Consider the following 24,900-nt stretch of genomic DNA (forward strand, 5'->3'; position numbering starts at 1 on the left):
TGCGGAGATTATCTTTATCCTTTCCATGCTCAATTTAAACAAACTACCTTGAATAGCAAGATTCTGTTTCTCCTGGCTGCAACTATAGCCCTTACGCAGCATCCACTGAAAGCCCAAACCAACCGTTTACCCGATTGGGCGCTGGGCGGCTTTGTAAGACCTGCGGGCGTGAACCCCGTGATCCGCACAGACTCTACGGCACATTTTTATGATTCGCTCCTGCAAAGGGAGGTCGACTGGGAGTCGAACGACACCTTTAACCCCGCTGCCATTGTTAAGGCCGGGAAGATAGTAGTGCTTTACCGCGCAGAAGATAAATCCGGTATACAAATAGGCATGCGCACTTCCCGGATCGGCTATGCGGAAAGTAAAAACGGTACTTCTTTCAAAAGAAAAAGAACACCGGTATTATACCCGCGCAATGATGATCAGCAAACCTATGAATGGCCGGGTGGCTGCGAAGATCCCCGTGTAGCCGTTACCGTTGATGGTACCTATGTAATCTTCTATACACAGTGGAACCGGCAGGTGCCGAGGCTGGGAGTGGCTACCAGCAAGGACCTGGTAAACTGGACCAAGCACGGGCCCATCTTCCGGAAAGCCGGCGACCGTTTCGTAGATCAGCCGCATAAATCGGCTTCTATCGTTACAGCACTGAAAGGAAAGAAACAGGTGATTGCAAAAGTGAATGGTAAGTACTGGATGTATTGGGGAGAACACGGCGTATTTGCCGCTACGTCTGATAACCTGGTCGACTGGCAACCTGTTACCGACAGCAGCGGTGCATTAAAAGCGCTTATAAGGCCCAGGAAAGGCTATTTCGACAGCGGGCTCACAGAGTGCGGCCCACCAGCTATTATCACGGATAAAGGCATTCTATTGCTGTATAACGGCAAGAACCAGCCGGGCGATAAAGGTGATCAGCGTTTTACTGCAAATACCTATAGTGCCGGGCAGGTACTTTTTGATAAACAGGATCCTGAAAAAGCCATTGCCCGCCTGGATGTACCCTTCCTGCGCCCGATGGAGGCATTTGAAAAAAGCGGACAATATGCTGCAGGTACCGTATTTATAGAAGGACTGGTATATTTTAAGAAGAAATGGATTTTATATTATGGCTGTGCCGACAGCAGGGTAGGGATGGCCGTATTTGATCCCAAACATCCCGCGCCGGGAGATCCGCTGCCATAGATGTCCGCAGGTGATCTGGCAACAGATGGATGAACTATGGAGTAATTTCCGCTGCGGGTAACCACTCATTGTCCGCCATCCGTTGGGTAAATGTCAAATACGCCGCCCTTCATCAGGTCGGTATGCAACAGGCGCGTAGTGCTGTATGGTTTCCCATCCTTTTTGATAGTGCCGATAAATACCGGTGCACCTTTTGGAGCTACACGGATAGTGGTGGTGGTATGCTCGCCGGTATGAATAACAATGCGTTCAAAAGCAGGAATGGTAATGGCATATTCCGGCGCTACGGGGTTCACCGGATAAAAGCCCATCGCGGTAAACACGTACCAGGCGCTGATCTGCCCGGCATCGTCATTGCCGCATAACCCTCCCGGCCCTACGCCGTATTCCATTGCCCTGATTTCACGGGTATGCGCTATTGTTTTCGTTTGCGCGTTTACGTAGTTGTACAGGAAAGGGATCTGGTGACCGGGTTCATTGCCATGCCAGTATTGTTGTTTCAGAAAAAGACTATCCAGCGCCTGTTCAAATTTTTTGTTTCCACCGGTTAGTTTAATAAGCCCGGGAATATCATGAGGTACGTAAAAGCCATACTGCCGCGGGGTTCCTTCGGTGATAAAAAACATTTTCTTATCCCGGTCCGGTTGCTCATACCATTTGCCGGAGGCATACCGGCCGTTTACATCTCCCAGCTGCGGATCAAATACATTGGCATAATTGCCGGCCCTTTTCTTTAAGAGGGCATAATCCTTTTGCTTATGCAATGCTTTCGCAATAGTAGATAATGCGTAATCATCAAACGCATATTCAAGTGTGCGCGACACCTGTTCGCGGCTATGAAAGGCATATGGCACGTTATCTTCCAAAGGTACATACCCGTATTTCAGGTAAGAAGATAATGCCCTGCGGCCCTTACCTTCTTTATAGTCTTCTATGGCAGCGGTGTCAAAAGCATTTTGCCGCATAAGGCGGTACGCTTCTTCCACATCATAATTGCGGATACCTTTATTATAAGCCGATGCAATAAACGGAATAGCATGATCGCCGACCATTGCGGCGGTGTAATTATTCCAGCAGGGGAAAATAGGTAACCAGCCGCCCTGTTGACCTTTCAGGATCAGTGAACGTACCAGGTCGTTGATCAACGCGGTGTCCAGTATTTCATACAGCGGGAGTTGTGCGCGGTAAATATCCCACATGGAAAAGTCGTCGTAGTAATTGCCTGACGCCAGTTGCTTCACCTGGTATGATTGTGCAAAGGCAGGGTAGGTGCCTTTTACATCATTGAAAAGACGCGGGTGCTGCATGGTATGATATAGCGCGGTATAAAAGATTTTTTTATCTTTTTCGGAAGAACCGGTTACTTCAATTTTCCCCAACGCTTTATTCCACACATCGCTGCCTGCTTTTGTTTGTGCGGTAAAATCCCAGTGATTGATTTCTGCGGCAAGATTTTCCCGTGCCGCATCAATACTGGTGAAAGAGGTACCTACACGTATTCTTATCACGCTGCCTTTATGCACGTTGAATTTTACTGCGCTGCCAATGCCTGCCTCGTTTTTGATACTGTCTTCCAACAACACGGTGTTGCCGCGGAATACTTTTGCATCTGTGAATACTTCTTCAAACTGCACTACAAAGTATCCGCTGAAACCTGCGGGCTGTCCCTGCCCCTGGTAAATGCGGAAGGCGGGATTGTAACCGGAGATCTCCTGCCGCTGGCGGTCGATATACACGGCGCCTTTGCCGCGGTCGCTGTTGGGCCGGACCACTATATAGCAATCATCATCCTGCGTGAAGCTGAAACGCATCATGCTGCAACGCGCAGTGGCAGTGACTTCTGCCTTTATCTTGTTTTTACCCAGCAGGATGCTGTAGTAAGCAGGCGTGGCTATCTCACTGGTGTTTACAAACGTTGATGCGTAATCGTTAGGACTGGTTTTAAGTTCGCCGCAAACCGGCATAATGGTCATACTGCCGTAGTCCTGTGTACAGGAACCGCTGAGCCAGTGCGTACCGCGGAAGCCGGTGAAAAGGGAGTCGGTATAGTAATACGGCGCTACACATTTTTGTTCGGTGAGCCTGGTTTGTGGCGTCCACTGCGTCATGCCAAAAGGCATGCCCACTGCGGGGATGGTGTTGGCCAGCTGCTCAGTGCCGGCGCCGTGAACCAGTGCGGTGAGTGTAGTGCTTTTGGAGGTGCCGGTGAACGGGTCTACATAAGCCAACAGCTGGCTGGTTTGTGCCCAAGCACTTGCCATACCAGCTGTTAACCATAAAAAAGTACAAACGGTTTTACGTACCATCAATATCCTTTGTTTTGTTTTATCTTATCCTTGTTAATGTCTATCTGGCTTTGTGGTACTGGTATTACGAGGTTGTCGCTGGTAAGATCGGCTACTAACCTGATTTGTGCCTTTTTGCTGTTGAGCACCGGGATTGCCCTGCCGGTGCGCACCAGGTCGTACCAGCGGTGTCCCTCAAATGCCAGTTCCACCCGTCTTTCATTTTCTATTGCCAGCCGGAACGATGCCTGGTCGGGCAGGTTGGCGGCTGTTTTTTCTGCAAGCCCTGCTCTTTTGCGGATGATGTTCAGGTAAGTGAACGCTTCTCCACCGCCCTGGTAGCCTATTTCATTAAGCGCTTCTGCATACATCAGCACTACATCTGCATAACGGATCACCGGGAAGTTGTTGCCATTATCGTTTTTGGTGGCAGGTACATCAAAGTACTTCTTTACAAAATAATAATTTACGGTAGCTCCACTGGCATTTACATAAGAAGTAGCCATCGAAAAGCTCTTCCTGGTGTCGCCGGCTTCATAGGCGTTTTCCATATCGGGGGTAGGCTGGTTGTTGCCATCGCCGCCAAACTTCACTACCGCATCGCCGGAGTTTTCGGGCGCGAAGGAGTTAGGTAGTGGGTTGCCCTCCTTTACGCCACCGGATTTATATTGTACATCAAAAACAGACTCCTTGTTATTTTTCTTGCTTACATCAAAAACGTCGGCATATTTATCCAGTATGGCGTAGGTACCGGAGCTGATTACTTCTTTCAGCTTTGCGGCAGCATCGGGATATTTATGTTGCGTGAGCAATACCTTTCCCAGCAAGGCTTTGGCGGCACCTCTGGTGGCCCTGCCTATATCGCCGCCGGTGTAACTTACCGGCAATGCGGCTTCGGCGGCCTTCAGGTCGGCTTCAATTTGTGCGTATACGCTCGCTGCCGGATCACGGGTATATTCATATGCCTGGTTGGCATTGGTGATTTCCGTTACCACCAGTGGCACATCACCAAAGGAACGCACCAGGTTAAAGTATACCAGCGCCCGGAGAAACTGTGCTTCAGCGGTGAAGCGTTTCTTCAGTGAATCACTCATGGCTATCGGCGCAATCCTCGACAGGATGGTGTTGCTGCGGGAAATGGCTTTGTAGCTGTCGTTCCAGCGATTGGCGACAAAGGGATTGGTGGTTTTAATATAGAACCGGTCAAATTCATCCTGGTCTGTTACAGAGCCGGAAGGTACCGGGAAGTTATTATCGGATGGAATATCGCCATAGATGTAAGCATTGCCAAATACGCCGCCGGACTGCAACGAGCCATAGTTGGCATTGAGTGCATTTTTAAAATCGTCGGCTGTTTTGTAGAAGTTTTCCGTAGTGGCCGTGGAAGGCGGGAGCTGTTCCAGGAAGCTCTTTTTGCAGGCCGTAAATGAAACAGCTGCTGCGAGGAATATGTATAGATAATTTGTGCGCATGTTCTTTAATTTTTTAGGAAGATCAGAATCCGATATTTACACCAACTACAAATGTTCTGGCCAGCGGATAACGGCCATAGTCAACGCCACTGGTTAAAGCGCCTTCGTAATTACTTACTTCCGGGTTATAGTTCAGGTAGTCGGTGAAGGTGTACAGGTTTTGAGCCGACAGGTAGATCCTGGCCTGTTGCAGCCGGATGTGCTGCAATATTTTTTCCGGTAACTGGTAGCCGATACTTACGTTCTGAATACGCAGGTAGGTGGCATCTTCCACCCAGCGGCTGGAGATGGCGTTGTTGTTGCCGGTGGTGCGCTGGTTGGCACGGGGAATGATACCGTTGCCTGGTTTGTCTTCCGACTGCCAGCGGTTTAACACCGTGGTCAGCTGGTTGGCGCTGCCTTCTACGTTCTCAAAGAAACGGCGGCTGAGGTTCAGTATCTGTCCGCCCTGCTGGCCCTGTATGGCTACCATCAGGTCGAAGTTCTTATAGCGGAAGGTGTTGGTGAGGCCGTAAATAAAATCAGGCTGACTGTTACCTATTATTGTACGGTCATCTGCCGTGATCTTTCCATCTTTATTTACATCTTCATACTTCACATCACCAGGTCTGGAAGTGAGGTCGTGCGGAAATTTATCCAGGTCGGCCTGGTTCTGGAAGATACCTATCTGTTTGTATCCATAGATGTTACCGATCGGTTTGCCGATCATCGTGATATTGGTTTCATTTACGCCGGAATTACTGCGGATGGGATCTCCCGTAGGACCCAGTGCCACCACGGTATTGCGGTTAAAGGAAAGCGTTGCATTGGTATTCCAGGTAAAGGCGCCGGTAAGATTGCGGGTAGCGAGGGAAAATTCCCAGCCCTTATTTTCTATGGCGCCAATGTTTTTAACGGCGGTGCTGAAACCGGTGATGGTAGGCACGTTTACGGCCAGCAGCAGGTCGTTGGTATTTCTTTTATAGTAATCGATGCCAATGCCAATTCTTTCGTGGAAGAATCCGATATCAATACCGGCGTCGAACTGTTTGCTTTTTTCCCAGCCCAGTTCATCATTGCCAAGCGAGGCTGCGCCCAAACCATTTACCAGCGAGTTGTTGAAGCTGTAGTTATCTGCTTCCAGCGTGGCGAGGTAAGGATAGTTGTCGGTGTACTGGTTATTACCCGCCAGCCCGTAACTCACGCGCAGTTTGGCGTTGGAGATCACCGGGATATTTTTCATAAATGGTTCTTCTGTCAGCACCCATCCCACAGAACCTGCGGGGAATACACCCCACCTGTTTTTGCTGCCGAAGATAGAAGATCCGTCTGCACGGAGGGATACATTGGCGATGTACTTTTCTTTGTAGTTATAGGTAGCGCGGCCAAAGTAGGAGGTAGAAGTATTGGCGGTTCTGAAAGAACTGACTGTACTTGGTAAACCGGCAGCGTTCAACGTAGGCACTACGTCGTTGGCATAAGAAGTACCAATGGCCTGACTCCTCTGGTATTGATATTTATACGCCTCCATACCTAACAATACATCGATGTTATGTGGTCCGGCAGCTTTGGTATAGTTAAGGGTCTGGTTAAACAGCCAGCTGGTGGTTTGGTCAGAAGAAGCTTCACCCACGGCCTGTGTAGGCGGTAGTATCTGGTTCAGCGGCATGCGGGAAGTTTTGTAGGCATTCCTCCTGGTGGAGCCTACGTTGAAATTACCGGTTGCGCGGTAACTGAAATCTTTCAGGAACTGGTACGATGCGTACACGTTGGTAAGCAGGTTGGTGGTGATCAGTTCATTCGGATTTTCGGTGATGTTGGCTACAGGGTTGGTGATGCCAGGCCAGCCATAAGGCGTAGCCAGCGCGGCTTGCGAGGTATAAGCACTGTGGTCCGCGTTCCATACAGGCGTCATGGGTACGGCGGATAAGGCGGCATTGATGATACCGTTGCCGGCCCAGTGACCATCACTGTTTACATCGTTCTGGATTTTATATACCGGGTTGATATTGGCGCCCAGCTTGAAACGGTCGGTCACGTTGATGTCTACATTCGCGCGGATGGAGTACCGGTCGAGGGCCGATTTTTCAATGATGCCATCCTGTTTCAGGTAGCCACCGGTTACCAGGTACTGTGCGTTATCGTTGCCGCCACTGGCGGTTACCTGGTAGTTGTTGATCATCCCTTTGCGGAAAATCATATCCTGGTAATCGTATGTAGGCATGGCGGCTACTTTCTGCGGATCGTCGAAATTGAACCATTCAAACAGATCGCCGCGGGGATAACGGTATCGCAGGTACGAATTTGGCCGGGCGGAGTTAGGATCGGATATATTGGCGCCGGGTACGTTATCGAGGTAAGCGTTATTGGAGGCTTCTTTGGAGAATACTGCAAACTGCTGCGAGTTGAGTACATCTATTTTTTTAGAAACATCCTGGAACCCCGTATATACGTCGGCGTTAAACCTTGTTTTGCCGGATTTTCCGCGTTTGGTGGTTACTATCAGCACTCCGTTGGAGCCTTTGGACCCATAGATAGCGGTGGAGGAAGCATCTTTCAGTACATCAATGCTTTGTATATCGTTGCTGCTGAAATTGCTGAAAACACTGGCGTCCACAATATTCCCATCTACTACAATCAGGGGATTGGTGCCTGCGCTGATGGAACCAAAGCCGCGTACTTTTATAGCGGGGGTAGCGCCGGGGGCGCCGCCTGTTTGCTGTACAATTACACCGGGGATTTTTCCCTGCATACCCGTGGCCACGTTGGAGATGGGCATGTCGCGCATTTCGGCCATTGGCACGGAGGCGATGGCGGCGGTAACATTCCGTTTCTTCTGGGTGCCGTATCCCACTACAATCACGTTGTTGAGCGAGCGGGTTTCTTCTTTCAAAATAATATTCAGCGGGGTAGCGCTGCCTGCGGCTATTTCCACGGATGTATACCCGATCATACTAAAAATAACGATGGTCTTTTCATCGGGCACCCGGATGGTAAAATGACCGTTAACATCTGTAATAGCCCCGCCACCTCCGTTTTTGATGGTGATGGTTACATTGGGAAGCCCGTTACCTTTTTCATCGGTCACCTTTCCGCTAACGGTGATCACACGCGCGGATAGTGCGGGATCTGCCGCCCGCTTCTCGGTAATCACAATGGTATTGGCGTTCAGCGACCAGGTAAGGGCGGTGTTTTGCAGCAGCAGGTTGAGCGTTTGCAGTACGGATCTCCGTTCTGCGGGCAAAGTAATATCATCATAGGGAGAAAGCTGTGCGGCTACATAAGCAAATTTAAAAGCGCTTTGCTGCTGGATTTGCTTAATACCTTCCTTCAGGGATTGCCGTTTCAGGTTTACGGTGACTTCTACTTCTTCCAATCGCTGCGCTTTGCCGGGAGCAGCAATCAGCATATTGATGCCGAAAAGAAAAGCAGAGGCGAGTAAGCAACTTAGTTTCATATAATACGCAAACGTTCGCTTTGGGAAAAGGCGTAGCCTTCCCCTGATAAGAAATTTCATACCTTTGGGTAGTTTTTAAATGTTTACCGAAATGTTTAAGACAACCGGCTATACTAACTAGTCCTTAGTATAGCCTTTTTTAAAATCGTTTATCCAGCCAGATAATACTGTCCTGTCCTTTTTCCCATTGCGCATGCGTTAGTTCGCAGATCACATCCAGCGCCTGTTTCATGGGATCGTTGATAAAATTGCCGGTGAATTTTTTAACGCGCAGGGATTCATCCCTGAACCGGATATCAATACCATAATATTTGTTGATAAGTGGAATCGCCGCTTCAAAGGAAACATCTTCAAATACCGGCTCGTCTTTTTTCCAGACCAGCACCTCTTTCATATTGGCTTTGGTAACCAGTGGGGCAATAGCGGCTTTGTCGAGTATCAGCTGATCACCGGGCAGCAGTTCCGCCACGATGGCTTTATTATCTTTTTGTACCTGTACTTTGCCGGTGGTAACGGTTACGGCTATAGGAGAGTCATCCCCCGCGGCCCTGATGTTAAAAGAGGTTCCCAGCACACGGGTCACAATAGCGCCGGTATGTACCAGGAATGGTTTGTTTTTATCGGGTGCCACTTCAAAAAAGGCTTCTCCTCTCAGGTATACTTCCCTGCTATGCCCGTTGAAGGCGGCGGGATAGTCCAGCTGGCTGTTTTCATTGAGTGTTACCACACTGCCATCGGGGAGGGTAATTATTTTATTGGAGGAATGCTGTGTTTCAGGAAGCGCCGCAGTAAGGGTAGGAGCGGGCTTAGTCACCGGCAGCAGCCACCAGGCGCTGAGCATTACCAGTATCACGGCGGCGGCAACGGCTATTCTTTTGTACAGCGGGTTGCGTTTTACGGTCATCACTTTGAGCATATCAATCTCTCCCTCCTGGATCTTTCCCTGCAGCTTTGTATACAATTGCTCCCACATAGGCTCCTGTGCGGGCCGCGGCGTATGCTCCCAGAGCGCTGCCAGCTCCTGCGAAACAAGGTCGTTTTCCGACAGCTCCGCCATCAATGCCCAGAACTCTTCCAGCTCCTGCGGACTACAGTCGCCGGACAGGTATTTTTGCAGTAATAGTTTTAATCTTAACGGATTAGACGACATATACCAGTTATATAACTGCTATGACGACAAAAAGGAGGGGGTAGTACTAATCAGTCAGAAAATAAATCTGACAGCAGCAGGATATACACAACAGGGGTAATATGGTTATTGAGCAGGTATTGCTTAATGATCTTCAGGCTGTCGGTGATAGTGTTTTTAACGGTGTTGCGGGATAAATTCAGTTCCGTGGCTATTTCTTCATGCGTCATGCCCTTTTCCCGGCTCAGGGTAATCATGAGGCGGCGCTGGGGCGACAACTGTTTATAGGCATTGTTCAGGATTTCCCGGCATTCGTTGTTCAACAGGCTGTAGTCGGCGCTTTGTTCCTGGTGGGCGGCCATTTGTTCACGCACCAGCTTCTGCAACTTTGCGTTTTTAGCCGCCAGCTTGAAGAAGTCCATCGCTTTATTGTAGGCCACCTTGAACAGGAAGGCATCCATATGCTGGATGTGCGTGATCAACTCCCTGCCCGTCCACAACTTCAGGAATACGTCAATCACAATTTCTTCCGCCACCTCTCTCGATTTGGTAACGGCCAGCACATATTGATAGAGCTTCTTTCTATGATGTTCGAAAAGTTGTTTAAAGGCAGCTTCATCTCCTGCCGCGATTTTGGTCAGTAACTCAGTTTCATTATACATGGAATTCTTCTCTTAGTTGATATCCGGAACGTGGTCTGACAAATATATTTTTTTTCCGGAGAATATTTTTTTAAATCTCGGGAGAGATGGGAAAGACTATGGCGCCATCAATAAAATCGATGTGCCGTTGCTGGCAGAGTGGGGGAATCCGCTTAATTTGCGGGGCAATGAACGATACGCATATGACACAACCGATAAAGCTACTGGCTATCTGTGGAAGCACCCGGCAATCCTCTTCCAATCATCACCTGATAAAAGCGATCACGGAGCTGGGCGCCGGTAAGTTTACCGTGCAGCTGCTGGATAGCCTTACGGCCATCCCGCATTTTAACCCGGACCTGGACATGGATGCCGGCAGCGCACCGGAGGCGGTGCAACATTTCCGCGCACAACTGGCGGCGGCAGATGCCGTGCTGATATGTACGCCGGAATACGCCATTGGTGTGCCGGGGACACTAAAAAATGCGATCGACTGGACCGTATCTTCCATGCACTTCTCACAAAAGCCGGTAGCGCTGATTACAGCCGGTACTTCAGGCCATAAAGCGCACCAGTCGCTGCTGGGCACACTGCTGATCATTGAGTCAAAGATCGCTGAAGACGCACAGCTGGTGATTTCCTCGGTAAGAACAAAAGTAAACGGCGAAGGTGTGATTACGGATGCGGACACGGAAACGCAGGTACGAAAACTGATAGATACACTGGCCGCGGTGGTACGGGAAAAAGAAACCACCCTGCTGCCGGCGCCGTCCTTGTTCTAATCGCCTTCGGCGATTGGAAATTGTCTTGGAGCAGGATTACGCTGATTTTACTGATTCCTTTGATTTTATTTTTTGGGTTTTTATAAATGATTAAGGGAGATAGAAGCGGATATTCGCTTATATCTCCCTTAATCATTAAAAATCAAACGTGATCAAATCCAAAAAATCAGTATAATCAGCGTAATCCTGCTCCAAGACAATTTCCATCGCCGAAGGCGATGCACGTTACACTTATCTCACGCTATACTTCACTTCTTCTGTAACCCCTTTCCACGTATCGGTGCGGAAAGGCGCTGCCGGGAAGCCGTCTTTGTTAAAAAGATTATCTTCCAGGTTATCATCTGACCAGCCATAACGCACGGCTACCGGGGTACTTACTTCATCGGCATATACCACTACTTTATCGCCATCAACAAATGCTTTGGCATAATGGAATTGCTTATCGGCGCCGGCTACTTCAAATCCGCGGATATAACCATATTTATCCTTTACTTCCAGGCCGCTGCCGGTGCTGGTAAAGCTAACGGTTACCTTGTTGCCGTTTACCTGCATGGACTGGTATACCGGGCCGCTGAAAACATTGTTTTGCCCGTAGGTGTCATGTAAGGCTACGGCGGCCAGTCGCTTACCTACGTCCTGTTTGTTTTTCGGGTGGATGTCTTTGGATTCGCCAATATCGGTGATAACGGCCATGCCGGTATGGGGCACCTGCAGGGTAAGGGTTTGCGCTTCTCTCAGTTCAGCCCACTTGCTGCCTTTCTGGCTGTTGCCATTGGCGGAGTTAAAGCTGGCCAGCTGTACAAAGTAAAACGGAAACTCGCCCTGGTTCCACAACCGGCGCCAGTCGCTGATCAGCAGCGGGAAGGCTTTGCGGTACTGGTAGGCGCGGTCGGCATTGCTTTCGCCCTGGTACCAGATGGCGCCTTTGATGGCAAAAGGCAGTACGGGATTGATCATGGCGTTAAACAGCAAAGAAGGGTAACTGTTGGGACCCACGCTGGTGCCGGGGTTGATGGCCTTCTGGATGCGGAACGCCCAATCGCCTGCGAGGGATAGTTTCTGGCTGGCTGTTTGCAGAAAAACACTTTCTGCATCGCCGTAAAAACCGCCGCCGCCGGTATTATCTTCTATACTTACTGCAATCACATTATTGCCGGCTTTTAACACCCCGGCAGGGATTTTATAGGTACGGGCGGCGTCGTAACCTTTGGTACTGCCTACCTGTGTACCGTTAATGTAAGTAACGTCGTTGTCGTCTATAGTGCCCAGGCTAAGCTCTGCTGGTTTGCCGGCATCGGCTGCGGCCACCTGGAAGTTTTTCCGGAACCATACGATCCCGTCGAAGTTGGGCAGCAGTTGTTCTTCCCACAGGCCGGGTACCTTCATTTTTTTCCACGACTGGTCGTCCGCGCCGGGAGTGGACCAGGTGGCAAGTGTACCTGCATCTGGCAGGTTCCCCTGTAAATTCCGGATCAGCTCCTGTTGCCTGTTTTTGGCTACGATAGCAGCGGAGTCCAGGTTCAGTGAGGGCAGGTGCTGCATCATGTCGCTGAAGTCGCCGGCGTTGGCCAGTCCGTCGCGGCTGATCCAGGTTTCCACGATGGTACCACCCCAGGAAGTATGTATTAAGCCGATAGGCACCTGTGTTTGTTCGTTCAGCGCTTTGGCAAAGAAGTAGCCTACTGCTGTAAAATCGCCGGTGTTTTCCGGGGATGCAGGCAGCCAGGCGCTTTGCTTCACATCTTCCAGCGGAACTACTGACATTGCTTTGGGCAGGTAAAAGTGCCGGATGGCCGGGTTGGCGGATTGGGCAATTTCTTTATTGGCGTTGGTTACCCCGTTCACATGGAATTCCATATTCGATTGCCCGCTGCAGATCCATACGTCGCCCATCAGGATATCGTGGAGACTGATATCATTTTTGCCCTTCACGGACAGGGTATAGGGACCGCCTGCTTTTTCCGGCTGCAGGAATACCTTCCATTTACCGTTCTTATCTGCCTTTACGGTTTTTTCCTGCTGGTTGAACCGGATGGTTACCTTTTCATTTTTATCGGCCCAACCCCATACCGGGATCGGCTTGTCGCGCTGTAACACCATGTTGTCGCCGAAAACGTTGGGTAAACGTACGTCGGCAAAACTGAAGGAACTTATCATGGTTGCCGCCAGTAATAAAACGTTTTTTTTCATAATTGTGGTATTGTCTGTATTGTGGGGAAAACCCCTGTTGAATCATGTGCGTATAAATGTAAGGAAGACAGGCATTATTTTATAATTTTTCAGGGCGGATTGGCGAAAATGATATAATATCACCCGTATCCCCTGAAAGGCGTAGAAACATCCGCATAAGAATTATGTAAAAGATAGCATGAATTGTATAACAGCTCCCGTCCCGTTGCATCGTAATTTTACATCATCAGATTAATTATTCATCAACAGATAAAAAGAATCAACATGAACGCAACACAATTCAAAACGAATATCAAATGCTCCGGATGTATTGCAACGGTAACGCCTGTACTAAATAAACTGGTAGGCGCCGATAACTGGGAAGTAGACCTGGCCAGCCCGGATAAAATACTTACCATTACAAAAGAAAACCTGGATAAAAGCGAAGTCAGGGTGGCGATAGAGAAAGCCGGTTACAAGGCAGACGCATTAGCGTAACAACAGCAGCATGGAAGATATTATCAACAAGTAAAAACTAACAGATATGAAAAAGATATTAATGACAGGCATCGTATTGATAGCTGCATTTATGCAACAGGGTATGGCACAGGATAAAACTGTTTCCACACAGTTATCTCCCTTACTCTCTTTATACTACAATATTAAAGATGCACTGGTGAGCAGCAATGCGGGAGCGGCCGCTGCCAAAGCAGATGAGTTTGTAAAAGCCGCTGCCCAGGTTGATATGTCATCCATGCCGCCCGCTGTTCACAACGCTTATATGCCACTGGCTGCAAAGCTGTCGGCAGATGCCAAAGCCATCGCTGAAGCAAAAGACATCAGCAAACAACGCGAATATTTCAAAACATTCTCTGATAATTTCTACCAGCTCGCCAAAGCAGTACCGCTTTCTGCGCAGCCGGTGTACCAGGAATACTGCCCCATGAAAAAAGCTTACTGGTTAAGCAGCAGCAACGCTGTTAAAAATCCTTACTACGGCAGCCAGATGCTCACCTGTGGTAAAGTAAGCGATACCATTAAATAGTTATTTAATTATCCGTATGAAAGCAGTATTCCTGTATATAACATTGATGAGCCTGTGTAGTATTGTTACTGCACAGGCTTCTTTAAACACCACGCCAAAGGTAGTCCGCTACGATTTGTATGTGGGCGACAGCATGGTACACTACTCCGGTAAAATGAGCCACGCCCTTACTATCAACGGCACTATTCCCGGACCAACCCTGCACTTCACGGAAGGAGATACCGCAGAAATCTACGTACACAACACATTAAACGAAGAAACGTCTATTCACTGGCACGGCCTGATATTACCCAATCAATACGACGGCGTTTCCTATCTTACCACACGGCCCGTGAAAGCCGGTGAAACACATCTCTATCGCTTCCCCATTGTACAACACGGTACCTACTGGTATCACAGCCACACCATGTTCCAGGAGCAAAGCGGTATGTATGGCGCCATTGTTTTGCATGAACGGAAAGAAACTACCGGTAAAGAATATACGTTGTTGCTGAGCGACTGGACCGATATGCACCCGCATACGGTAAACAGGTACCTGCATAATGCCAACGACTGGTTTGCTATTAAAAAAGGATCGGTGCAGAGCTACGCCGAAGCCATACAGCACAAGCATTTCAAAACAAAAGTGACCAATGAATGGAAACGCATGAACGCCATGGATGTGAGCGACGTATATTACGAACGCTTCCTGTCCAATGGTAAAGAAGCAGATACGCAACCGCAGTTTAAAGCCGGTGATAAAGTAAGATTACGTATTGTAAATGGTAGCTCCTCCACTTATTTCTGGCTGAACTATGCCGGCGGTAAACTCACCGTGGTGGCCAATGATGGCGCCGATGTGGAACCCGTGGAAGTAGACCGGCTCCTGGTGGGCGTATCTGAAACTTACGATGTAATAGTAACTATCCCCGATAATATGCAGTACGAATTCCTCGCCACTGCAGAAGACCGTACCCGGTCCACCTCCCTGTGGCTGGGCCAGGGCATGAAAATGCCGGCGAAGCCATTACCCCGCCTGAAATATTTTGAGGGTATGAAGATGATGAATGATATGATGAAGATGGATGGTAACCTCGATACCAGCAGTGGTATGCAGATGAGCAACCAGGTAATGGATATGAACACCGTGATGTATCCTGAAATCACCGGCGATGATAAACCCATGAACCACGCAGGTCATGATATGCACAACATGCCAATGGATAGCGCTGCCGGGGATATCGTAACCCTGAACTACGGCATGCTGCGGGCGCCGGAAAAAACAACGCTGCCGGACGGCCCCGTTAAACTCCTGCATTTTGAACTAACGGGGAACATGAACCGTTATGTATGGAGCATCAACAACAAAGTAGTATCTGAAACAGATAAGATCTTAATAAAGAAAGGGGAAATTGTACGGATCGTGTTGTACAACAACACCATGATGCGGCATCCCATGCACCTGCACGGGCATTTCTTCCGGGTACTGAACGGGCAGGGCGAATATTCACCGCTGAAAACCGTACTGGACATCATGCCGATGGAAGTGGATACGATTGAGTTTGCAGCTACAGAAAGCGGCGACTGGTTCTTCCACTGTCACATTCTGTATCACATGATGAGTGGAATGGGACGCGTGTTCAGCTACGAAAATTCACCGCCTAATCCTGAAGTGCCGGACCCTGCAAAAGCATACCGCATGCTGAAGAAAGACGACCGCATGTTATACCCGATGGCACGCGTAGGACTGGAAAGCACCGGCAGCGACGGAGAAATTGTAGTGGCGAATAGCCGTTACCGTTTGTCCACCGAATGGCGCGTAGGATTAAATGACCGCGATGGTTATGAAAGTGAAAGTCATTTTGGAAGATACCTCGGTAAAAACCAGTGGCTGTTCCCTTACATTGGCTGGGACGTGCGTTACCGCAAAATGGATGAACCCGAGAAGAATCTCTTCGGCCAGCAAAATACAAAAGACTTCAGGCAGGTATTTCACGTGGGCCTGGAATATACCTTACCCATGCTGATTGTGGCCGATGCGTCTGTAGATACAGATGGCAGGCTACGGGTACAGTTAACAAGGGAAGATGTACCCATTACAAGACGGTTACGCTTTGGTTTTATGGTGAACACCGATAAAGAATATATGGCAGGGTTCCGGTACATTGTAACAAGGAACTTTGCATTTTCCACGCACTACGACAGTGATATGGGACTTGGCGCGGGCATTACATTAAGCTATTAAAACTTACAGCAATGGAACATCAGCATCAGCACAACACCATGAAAATGGAGCATGAACATGCCAACATGAACCACGGGGCGCATCACGATCATCATGCCATGATGATCGCCGATTTCAGGAAACGTTTTTATGTAGTGCTGGTGCTGACGGTACCAGTAATGTTGTTGTCAAAGATGATCCAGCACTGGCTGGGTATTTCTTTTACATTTTCCGGAGATGCCTATGTTTTGCTGATATTATCTTCTGTAGTGTTTATATACGGCGGATGGCCTTTCCTGAAAGGATGGTGGGACGAAATGAAAAGCCGGGAGCCGGGCATGATGACGCTGATAGGCTTTGCCATTACGGTAGCCTACGTGTACAGTGTAGCTACTGTATTCGGATTGCAGGGCATGGACTTTTTCTGGGAGCTTACCACCCTGATCCTCATCATGCTGCTGGGACACTGGATTGAAATGAAATCGGTGGCGGGCGCCTCGCGGGAACTGGAATTATTAGTGCAGCTGATGCCCGATGAAGCGCACCTGGTGCATGGCGATCATGTGATGGAGGTAAAAACAGCGGAGCTGAAAGCCGGGGATATCATCCTGGTAAAGCCCGGGGAGAAAGTTGCCGCGGATGGCGTTATCCTGGAAGGCAGCACGTCGCTGAATGAAAGTATGCTCACCGGTGAATCCAGGCCGGTAGAAAAGCAGGCGAATGATAAAGTAATTGCCGGGTCCATCAATGGCAACGGCGCCATCAAAATAACCGTTACGCATGGCGCCGCGGATTCCTATTTGTCGCAGGTAGTAAAGCTGGTGCAGGATGCGCAGCAGTCCAGGTCGAAAACGCAGTTGCTGGCCGACAAAGCTGCGCGTTGGCTCACAGTGATCGCCATTTTGGCCGGTATCGCTACTTTTTTATACTGGTGGCTGAGTGGCCGGGAGTTGTCGTTTGCCATAGAACGCATGGTAACGGTGATCGTGATCTGTTGCCCGCATGCGCTGGGACTGGCGGTGCCGCTGGTGATTGCAAAATCCACCGCTTTATCAGCACGGCATGGACTGCTGATCAAGAACCGGACTGATTTTGAGAATTCGAGGAAGATCACCACCATTGTTTTTGATAAGACAGGTACCCTCACGGTAGGCCGTTTCGAGGTGGTGCGGTTTGAATCATTGCAGCAGGGTATTTCCAAAGAAGAGATCCTGAAAATGGCGGCCGCGCTGGAGGGTAGTTCCGAGCATCCCATTGCCACGGGTATTACCGGTAAGGCGAAAGAAATGCAGCTCACCCTGCCGGCGGCGGAAAATGTAACCGCTATCACCGGGAAAGGCGTCACCGGTAATATTGCCGGGAAAACGGTACAGGTGGTGAGCCCGGGTTATGTCGGGGAGCATTTCAAGGATGCTGCTACCGCTACCATTCAGCCGGGGGAAACGCTGGTATATGTTGTAACGGACAACACGGTGGCGGGCTTTATTGCGCTGGCGGACCAGATCCGGCCGGAATCGGCAGGCGCTATTGCCACGCTGAAGGAAAACCGGATCAAAACAGTGCTGCTTACGGGCGATAATAAAGTGGTGGCAGAAAGTGTAAGTAAAACGCTTGATATGGACAGCTACATCGCGGAAGTGTTGCCCCACCAGAAACTGGATAAGATAAAAGAACTGCAGCAACAGGGCGAATTTGTGGCTATGACAGGCGACGGCATTAACGACGCACCCGCGCTGGCGCAGGCTAATGTGGGTATTGCCATCGGCAGCGGGAGCGATGTGGCGGCGGAAACAGCCGGCATCGTACTGGTGAACAGCAACCCGCAGGACGTGGTAAACCTGATCTTATTTGGGAAGGCTACCTACCGGAAAATGATCCAGAACCTCGCCTGGGCAACGGGTTATAATATTGTGGCGCTTCCACTGGCCGCCGGTGTGCTTTATAAGCAGGGGGTTTTGCTGAGCCCCGCTGCCGGCGCGGTTTTGATGACGGTAAGCACGGTGGTGGTGGCTATTAATGCCAGCCTGTTAAAAGTAAAGGGTTCCGGGAAATAAATAATCTCATTAATCATTAAATTGCAGTAGATTTATGCATGTGATATAACTGATTTTTACAACTGTTTTACTTTGTCAGCTATCCCGCGGATGCCCTCTCAAAATATAGCCATATGAACATCGGTCAACTTTTTCACCGTGTTGTGAATACCGGAACCTCCCGCCAGGAGGAATCACTGGCAAAGGTGACCAGGATGGTCAATACTTTTTCTGTTATTACCACCGCTCTTTGCCTCTTATTCGGCGCCTTTATTTACCTGGGTACCGGCAAGCTGGATTTGCTGATCCCCGCCTATATCGAAGCCGGACTTTTCCTGGGCGTATTGCTCCTCAATGCCGCAAATAAACCTGTTTTAGCCAGTATCGCTTTCGTTGCTATCAACAATGTAGCCATTGTTTATTTCAGTGCCGTAATGGGCATGTTAACGGAAGTACACCTGTTATTCCTGTTCCTGCTCGGAGCGTCGCTCATGATTTTCAGGACCCGTGCGCTGGTGGCAGCCAGTATTGTGGTAGCCGTGGTATCGGTAACGGCCTGCGAAATCAATTATTATTATGCACTGATCACCCCTATGGAAATGGGGCATGACCAGCAATTTCTCATCCGCTGGATAACGCTACCCGCTATCCTCCTGCTGGATGTAGCTACTATCTTCCTGTATGTAAGAAAACTAAAAACGCTCAATACAAAGCTGACAAAAGCCACCGATGAGAAAACGATTTTTGTGAGGGAAACCAGTCACGAAATCCGGAACCCGCTGAATGCCATTTACGGTATCAGCCAGGACCTGATGATGAAAGTGCATAAAGAAGAACGCTACAATGATATACGCCCGGAAATAGAACACCTGTATTCCGCTACCCACAACGTTTTACAGATCATCAATAATGTGCTGGCCATTTCTAAAATAGAAGACGGCGCGGCGCATGCCATTCATCCCGAATCATTTAATATCCGCGAACTGATTTCCGATAAAATCATCGTATACCAATACATCGCTGATCTGCGGGGAATAAAGATCAGGGCAGATATTGCAGAAGAGATGCCCTGCTATATACTGGCAGATAAAAACAAACTGGCGCAGGTACTGAATAACCTGCTGTTTAACGCTATCAAATTTACCCGTACCAACAGCCTTATTTCAGTAGGCGTGTCGCACGAGGGAAGCCAATGGCAGTTCCTGGTAAAGGACCAGGGACAAGGTATTCCTGACGCCGACCTGGTTACGCTGTTTACGCCGTTTAAATCGGGTAAAAGCGATTTTGAAGGTACCGGTCTTGGGTTGCCGATTACAAAGAAATATGTGGAGATGATGGGTGGCAAGATCACGGTTACCAGTATCCCTGAAGAAGGGGCTACATTTATTGTGCGGTTACCGCTGACAGTGAGCGAGGCGCCGTCGCCTGCCCAGGGTGGCTGGATGGAATTAACCTTGCACAAAGGGCTGAAAAGCCTGGTAATTGATGATAATGAAATGAGCCAGGTGGTATTGTCCAACTTTCTGCGCAGGCTTGGCTTCACCACCATGGTGGCCGGCAGCGGGGCAGAAGGTATTAACAAAGCAATGGATGAAAAACCGGATCTTATTTTCATAGATAGTTATATGCCGGGACTTAGCGGGAAAGATACCCTTCAGAAGCTCGGTGATATACCTGCTTTAAAAAATATTCCGGTGATCGCCGTATCAGGCGATGCATTCCAGGAGTCGATCGATGATATGCTGGGCGCGGGCGCCAGGGAATATATTTCCAAACCTATTGATCTTAAACTGTTGAACAATACGGTAAATAAAGTATTGTTCCAATAGTTACGCATATACATACTGATAGCGGGTAGTATCCTTACCACTCCAGTCGATGTTGCCTTTCATCATTTGTCCCAATGTTAAAATATACCGTTCCAGTACCGGTCGTACGCCAGCTGCGCACACAGCGGTGAGCACATCGGCGGTATTGTTGAACAATGCAACTTCAGAGTTGTGGATCTTCACGGCCTGTTCTACAGCCTGGTCCAGAGTAAGCTGTTGGTGATGCTTTAACAGCATTACCAGGTTCAGTTCATCGCCGAGTTCTGATTCCTTGGAGAAGGAGTAGAGGTCGTTGGCCCAGCAAATGGTACGACTGCAATACAGTCCCATGTTTTTCACCTGCGTGTTTGCGCGCAGGTCGGCGGGCAAATGGATGGCGCCCATGAGGGTGGCCAATTCCAGGAAAAAGTTAGCGCCACCGATCTGGGGGCGGAAGCGCATGTAATCTTTCAGGGAAATGTTGCGGGCATGATCTACATGTTGCATACGCCAAAGGTTGGCAGTAAAGGCATCCTTCAGGCTGCGGGCAAAACGTGCCTGCCAGGCCCGGTTGCTGATCCGGCACATCCGCTGCCAGATATCGCTCATGGCTGCCAGCAGGGGACCGCCGCTTTCCAGTGTGAATGTACGGCCGGCTTGCAGGATCTGCATCATGTGGTGGGCCATACGCTCAAAGCCGGTATTAAATTCATTGGGCGCCAGCGCATCGAGATGATCATCCCACAAAAAAAGAAGCGTGTTAAAATCGCTCGCAATACATAAAGAAAAGAACGGCGCATCCGGGAACATCCTGGCCACCATCCAGGTGAACTTCTGATCGTGATAAGCATTCCAGGAGCTTTCGTCTGTGGCAAGATGAAAAGCATGAACCCAGTCGGTCGTATGCGCATCCGCTTCATATACCTGCGGGTGCAAACGCTGAGGATAAGGACAATAAAGTTCCGGACGGGAAATGGTTGTAAACATGACATATTGTATTTAAAAGTGAATAGATAAAACTTGTTGGCTGATAGCTGGTTTTAGATTATTTTACAAAAATATCAATGTACCGGACGACCTCCGAAAAAATAGCAGAAACACATTTACGGCATTAAACAATTGACTAGTTCAGCCGTTATAGTTATAAGCAAGTCATTAACAGTTACTGTAATCAACCATCATAAGCAAGTGAACAAATCGCGCAATTCAAATCAGTCAATAGCATAAGTATTATCAACCTTAAAACTCACATGTATGTGGACATGTTTACGTTCCTGCAAACGCGGAGCATTTTCTTTATACCTGATCCTCTGCTGTACTGCTGCAGCCTTTGCCCAAAACATTAAAGTCACCGGAACAATTACTTCCACAAAAAAAGAAGTAATACCCGGTGTTTCTGTATTACTGAAAGGTACTAAAACAGGCAGCGTTTCCGATGCAGCCGGCAACTATTCTATCAACGCACCGGCTAATGGCGTACTGATCTTTAATGCTATCGGCTACCTGCGGCAGGAAATTCCCATTAACAACCAAACCACTATCAACGTTACCGTAGTGGAAGACAACAAACAGCTGGGAGAAGTAGTGGTTACGGCTTTGGGTATTACCAAAGCCAAGAAGAGCCTCGGCTTTTCGGCCACCGAAATTAAAGGCGCCGACCTCGCCATCACCAATGAAGTGAACCCGGTAAATGCCCTGCAGGGAAAAGTAGCCGGCGTGCAGATAGACCAGGGCGCAGGCGGACTTTTTGGAAGTACCAAAATAGTGATCCGCGGTAACTCCACCCTCCGCAATAACAACCAACCCATTTTTGTGATCGATGGCGTGATCGTAGATAATGGTACGTTCAACGGCACCGGGCGCGACTTTGGTAATGATCTGAAAAACCTGAACATGGAAGACTTTGAATCCGTTACCGTACTCAAAGGATCATCCGCTGCCGCGTTGTATGGCTCCCGCGCTATCAACGGGGTAATTCTCATCACCACTAAAAAAGGACATGAAAGAAAAGGTTTAGGCATTAACGTTAGTCAGACGTTTAATGTATTCAAACCTTATTCCGGGCCCGACTTCCAGAACGAGTTTGGCGGTGGCACCGTAGGCGGATTCTTCACCGATAACCGCGATCCCAATTATAAACCAAACGAACAATGGAGAACAAAAGTGTTTCCCACCGATCCCAGTTCAGGTAAACCGTATATCGACCGGCAAATTGGACGGGAGCTGGAAAACTGGGGTCCCCGCTTCGCCGGCCAGGATGTGATCAACTACGACGGCACCCCCACCAAATATGTGGCACAGCCCAATAATTTCCTCGACGCGTTCCAAACCGGTCATGGATCGGCTACCAACGTATCGCTCGATGGCGGTAACGACCGATCCACTTTCCGCGTGTCCTATACCCGTGATCAGAGCGAAGGTATCGTTGCCAAAAACACCCTGCTTAAAAACAGCGTGGAAGCGCGTGTTACCCACATCATCAATAAATTCCTCAGTGCTGATGTGAGTGCCAACTACACCTACTTCACCGGAAGAAACCCGCCACGGTTGGGTGGTCTCGATGCCTTTGCATCCTATAACTTTGGTAAGTTGTTTACCTGGATCTTACCACGTAACTATGATACAAAGTACTGGATGCAAAAAGAACATTACACCAGCACACTTGGCGGCGCACCAAACCCGGCAGATCCCAACGAAACCAACAAGTCGCCGGAGTCCCGCTTCTGGTTTAATTTATTTGAAAACGATTATTTCCAGAATGAGCAAACCATCCGCGGTCGTGTAGCCATTACCGCTAAGCTCACCCCCTGGGCCAACCTCGTGCTGGAAGGCAACGTGAATAACCTGTACACCAAAAACGAAAACAAGGAACTGGGACAGGGACAGAATTTCACCGGCGGCTTATACGGTCTTGGTCATACAAGTAAAGAAAGCTATTTCTTTAAATGGATGGGTACCATTAATAAAACCCTCACCAAAGATCTTGACCTCAGCGGTTACATAGGCGGTGAAACCCAACGTTTCCAAACTACCTATAACTACAGCGAAACAGTAGGCGGGCTCAGTTATCCCGGCAACTACTTCCTGGCAAACTCCGTAGAGAAACCAAAAGCAGAAGGCGGACTAAAAAGTAAGAAAGCCTTTAACTCTATTTATGCCAGTGTGGACCTGGCCTGGAAGAACCAGTTGTTTGTGCAGGGTACTTTCCGCGGCGACTGGTCTTCCGCGCTTACTTATACCAATGGCAGCGGTAATTATTTTTATCAGTATCCGGCTGTCAGCGTTTCCTGGCTGTTCTCTGAAACCTTTAAACTGCCTGCATGGATCTCCTATGGTAAGTTAAGAGGTAACATCGCCGGACTGGGTAATGATACCGATCCTTTTACGGTCAATCCCGGATTTGCGTTTAACGGTTACACCTCTTCCGGTGGACTGGATCTGCCCATCTCTACCTACAGCCGCTATCCCGATCCGCTTACCGGTAAGTTTATTGCACTGGTACCTGATCTGAAACCCGAAAGAAAAGTGGCCAAAGAGCTGGGTATGGAAATGCGTTTCCTCAAAAACAGGGTTGGCTTTGATGTATCTGTTTACCAGGATAATACCAAAAACCAGATCCTCGATATTGGTACTCCGCCGGAATCCGGACTGGAAGGCATTATCATCAACGCCGGAAATATCCAGAACAGGGGATTGGAAATTATGATAGACGGAACACCGGTGAAATCCAACAGCTTTGAATGGAACACCAGCGTAAACTACTCCCTTAACAGGAACCTCATTAAATCCCTGTATCCCGGCAGAACAGAGTACGACCTGAAAGCCAATGTAGGAGAAATCAGTACCTGGGCTATTGTAGGTAAATCTTACGGTACCCTCCGTACCACCATTCATTCAAGAACATACCAGGCTACAGATGCCAACGGCAACCCGATAGACGATCCCAATAACGGGAAACCGGAACTGGCCTGGCGCTCCGATGCGCGCGCCGGATTCCCCGCCCGCAGCAACACCTTACAGGATGTAGGTGATATCAATGCAAAGTTCCGTGCCGGATGGAGCAATACTTTCCGGTTTAAAAACATTTCGCTGAATGTATTACTGGATGGCAAATTTGGCGGCGACTTCGTATTGCTTACCTATCGCTATGGCACACATACCGGCGTTTTGCCCAACACCCTCCAGGGCAGGGATGCCGAACATGGCGGCATTACCTGGACCAGCAAATATGATCAGCAAACCTACGACGACGGTCTTATTCCCGATGGCGTATTTGCCAAAGGCCAGATGGTAACCATGCCCGATGGCTCACAGGTAAACGTAGGCGGCCTGACCTATCAGCAGGCTTACGAAAAAGGATTTGTAGAACCTACCCACGCGCCGCAGTTTTATTATCGCTATGGTTCTTCCTCTACCGGTGTTTCCGATTACTGGATCAAAAAGAATTCCTGGATTTCTTTGAGACAGGTGTCTTTAGCATACCAGTTTTCACCGGCACTCTGTAAGAAGCTGATGCTGAATAATCTTAGCGTGGCGATTGTAGGCCGCGACCTGTTATACCTGTACAATTCATTGCCTTTTAATTACAATCCTGCTTCCAACAATTCCAATAACACGGCCTTCTCCGGTGAAGAAGGATTTCTGCCGATGGTACGTTCCATTGCAGGTACCATCAGGGTTGGGTTCTAAGGAAAAATAAATTGTAC

The 24,900-nt window shown here is 48.9% G+C and carries 15 protein-coding genes; 8 read left to right on the forward strand and 7 right to left on the reverse strand.

Features of this window, described 5'->3' with window-relative positions; all coding sequences use genetic code 11:
- The first annotated feature begins 48 nt into the window (after window positions 1-48).
- The gene (locus PV783_RS15505) at window positions 49-1,191 is read left to right on the forward strand and encodes a glycoside hydrolase family 130 protein (RefSeq protein ID WP_420988635.1); all 1,143 of its coding nucleotides are present in this window, start codon (window positions 49-51) and stop codon (window positions 1,189-1,191) included.
- Window positions 1,192-1,256: 65 nt separating this feature from the next.
- Here PV783_RS15505 and PV783_RS15510 read toward each other — a convergent pair whose 3' ends face one another.
- From PV783_RS15510 to PV783_RS15530, 5 genes are all read right to left on the reverse strand, one after another.
- Window positions 1,257-3,497 carry a GH92 family glycosyl hydrolase gene (locus PV783_RS15510; RefSeq protein ID WP_420988636.1) on the reverse strand — a complete coding sequence of 747 codons (2,241 nt, stop codon included), beginning with the start codon at window positions 3,495-3,497 and terminating at the stop codon, window positions 1,257-1,259.
- Window positions 3,497-4,948 (reverse strand): RagB/SusD family nutrient uptake outer membrane protein, encoded by a 1,452-nt coding sequence (locus tag PV783_RS15515; protein ID WP_420988637.1) that lies wholly within the window; start codon window positions 4,946-4,948, stop codon window positions 3,497-3,499. Before PV783_RS15515 ends, PV783_RS15510 begins: the two co-directional genes overlap by 1 nt.
- Window positions 4,949-4,970: 22 nt before the next feature.
- On the reverse strand, window positions 4,971-8,384 hold the full coding sequence (locus PV783_RS15520) for a SusC/RagA family TonB-linked outer membrane protein (RefSeq protein ID WP_420988638.1): 3,414 nt from the start codon (window positions 8,382-8,384) through the stop codon (window positions 4,971-4,973).
- Window positions 8,385-8,523: 139 nt separating this feature from the next.
- A complete protein-coding gene (locus PV783_RS15525) occupies window positions 8,524-9,534 on the reverse strand; it encodes a FecR family protein (protein WP_420988639.1) in 1,011 nt (336 codons plus the stop codon).
- 50 nt (window positions 9,535-9,584) lie between these two features.
- Window positions 9,585-10,175, reverse strand: coding sequence for an RNA polymerase sigma factor (locus PV783_RS15530; RefSeq protein WP_111578709.1), 591 nt, complete (start codon window positions 10,173-10,175; stop codon window positions 9,585-9,587).
- 167 nt (window positions 10,176-10,342) lie between these two features.
- Here PV783_RS15530 and PV783_RS15535 point away from each other — a divergent pair, with 167 nt between their 5' ends.
- Window positions 10,343-10,936 carry an NADPH-dependent FMN reductase gene (locus PV783_RS15535; protein WP_420988640.1) on the forward strand — a complete coding sequence of 198 codons (594 nt, stop codon included), beginning with the start codon at window positions 10,343-10,345 and terminating at the stop codon, window positions 10,934-10,936.
- 231 nt (window positions 10,937-11,167) lie between these two features.
- Here PV783_RS15535 and PV783_RS15540 read toward each other — a convergent pair whose 3' ends face one another.
- Window positions 11,168-13,126, reverse strand: a complete 1,959-nt coding sequence (locus PV783_RS15540) for a sialate O-acetylesterase (protein ID WP_420988641.1) — start codon at window positions 13,124-13,126, stop codon at window positions 11,168-11,170.
- Window positions 13,127-13,390: 264 nt separating this feature from the next.
- Here PV783_RS15540 and PV783_RS15545 point away from each other — a divergent pair, with 264 nt between their 5' ends.
- The 5 genes from PV783_RS15545 to PV783_RS15565 all read left to right on the forward strand — a co-directional run bounded on the left by PV783_RS15545 (window position 13,391) and on the right by PV783_RS15565 (window position 20,215).
- The gene (locus PV783_RS15545; RefSeq protein ID WP_079467999.1) at window positions 13,391-13,603 is read left to right on the forward strand and encodes a heavy-metal-associated domain-containing protein; all 213 of its coding nucleotides are present in this window, start codon (window positions 13,391-13,393) and stop codon (window positions 13,601-13,603) included.
- Window positions 13,604-13,649: 46 nt separating this feature from the next.
- On the forward strand, window positions 13,650-14,150 hold the full coding sequence (locus PV783_RS15550) for a DUF3347 domain-containing protein (RefSeq protein ID WP_420988642.1): 501 nt from the start codon (window positions 13,650-13,652) through the stop codon (window positions 14,148-14,150).
- A 16-nt stretch (window positions 14,151-14,166) separates the two neighbouring features.
- A complete protein-coding gene (locus tag PV783_RS15555; protein WP_420988643.1) occupies window positions 14,167-16,374 on the forward strand; it encodes a multicopper oxidase domain-containing protein in 2,208 nt (735 codons plus the stop codon).
- Window positions 16,375-16,385: 11 nt separating this feature from the next.
- The gene (locus PV783_RS15560; protein ID WP_420988644.1) at window positions 16,386-18,407 is read left to right on the forward strand and encodes a copper-translocating P-type ATPase; all 2,022 of its coding nucleotides are present in this window, start codon (window positions 16,386-16,388) and stop codon (window positions 18,405-18,407) included.
- A gap of 113 nt (window positions 18,408-18,520) precedes the next feature.
- Window positions 18,521-20,215: a hybrid sensor histidine kinase/response regulator gene (locus tag PV783_RS15565; RefSeq protein WP_420988645.1), complete on the forward strand. Its 1,695-nt coding sequence runs from the start codon at window positions 18,521-18,523 to the stop codon at window positions 20,213-20,215.
- On the opposite strand, the gene PV783_RS15570 is transcribed toward PV783_RS15565, so the two are convergent.
- The gene (locus PV783_RS15570) at window positions 20,216-21,181 is read right to left on the reverse strand and encodes a terpene synthase family protein (protein ID WP_079467995.1); all 966 of its coding nucleotides are present in this window, start codon (window positions 21,179-21,181) and stop codon (window positions 20,216-20,218) included.
- Window positions 21,182-21,448: 267 nt separating this feature from the next.
- Between PV783_RS15570 and PV783_RS15575 the strand changes: the two genes are divergently transcribed.
- Window positions 21,449-24,883 (forward strand): SusC/RagA family TonB-linked outer membrane protein, encoded by a 3,435-nt coding sequence (locus PV783_RS15575; protein WP_079467994.1) that lies wholly within the window; start codon window positions 21,449-21,451, stop codon window positions 24,881-24,883.
- Window positions 24,884-24,900: the final 17 nt, after the last annotated feature.

Source organism: Chitinophaga sp. CC14 (assembly GCF_048957795.1).
GTDB classification, from domain to species: domain Bacteria; phylum Bacteroidota; class Bacteroidia; order Chitinophagales; family Chitinophagaceae; genus Chitinophaga; species Chitinophaga ginsengisegetis.

Bases quoted from the DNA above. Each gene is read 5' to 3' on its own strand.
- PV783_RS15510 (WP_420988636.1), bottom strand. From the start codon at position 3,497: ATGGTACGTAAAACCGTTTGTACTTTTTTATGGTTAACAGCTGGTATG.
- PV783_RS15515 (WP_420988637.1), bottom strand. From the start codon at position 4,948: ATGCGCACAAATTATCTATACATATTCCTCGCAGCAGCTGTTTCATTT.
- PV783_RS15520 (WP_420988638.1), bottom strand. From the start codon at position 8,384: ATGAAACTAAGTTGCTTACTCGCCTCTGCTTTTCTTTTCGGCATCAAT.
- PV783_RS15525 (WP_420988639.1), bottom strand. From the start codon at position 9,534: ATGTCGTCTAATCCGTTAAGATTAAAACTATTACTGCAAAAATACCTG.
- PV783_RS15530 (WP_111578709.1), bottom strand. From the start codon at position 10,175: ATGTATAATGAAACTGAGTTACTGACCAAAATCGCGGCAGGAGATGAA.
- PV783_RS15535 (WP_420988640.1), top strand. From the start codon at position 10,343: ATGAACGATACGCATATGACACAACCGATAAAGCTACTGGCTATCTGT.
- PV783_RS15540 (WP_420988641.1), bottom strand. From the start codon at position 13,126: ATGAAAAAAAACGTTTTATTACTGGCGGCAACCATGATAAGTTCCTTC.
- PV783_RS15545 (WP_079467999.1), top strand. From the start codon at position 13,391: ATGAACGCAACACAATTCAAAACGAATATCAAATGCTCCGGATGTATT.
- PV783_RS15550 (WP_420988642.1), top strand. From the start codon at position 13,650: ATGAAAAAGATATTAATGACAGGCATCGTATTGATAGCTGCATTTATG.
- PV783_RS15555 (WP_420988643.1), top strand. From the start codon at position 14,167: ATGAAAGCAGTATTCCTGTATATAACATTGATGAGCCTGTGTAGTATT.
- PV783_RS15560 (WP_420988644.1), top strand. From the start codon at position 16,386: ATGGAACATCAGCATCAGCACAACACCATGAAAATGGAGCATGAACAT.
- PV783_RS15565 (WP_420988645.1), top strand. From the start codon at position 18,521: ATGAACATCGGTCAACTTTTTCACCGTGTTGTGAATACCGGAACCTCC.
- PV783_RS15570 (WP_079467995.1), bottom strand. From the start codon at position 21,181: ATGTTTACAACCATTTCCCGTCCGGAACTTTATTGTCCTTATCCTCAG.
- PV783_RS15575 (WP_079467994.1), top strand. From the start codon at position 21,449: ATGTGGACATGTTTACGTTCCTGCAAACGCGGAGCATTTTCTTTATAC.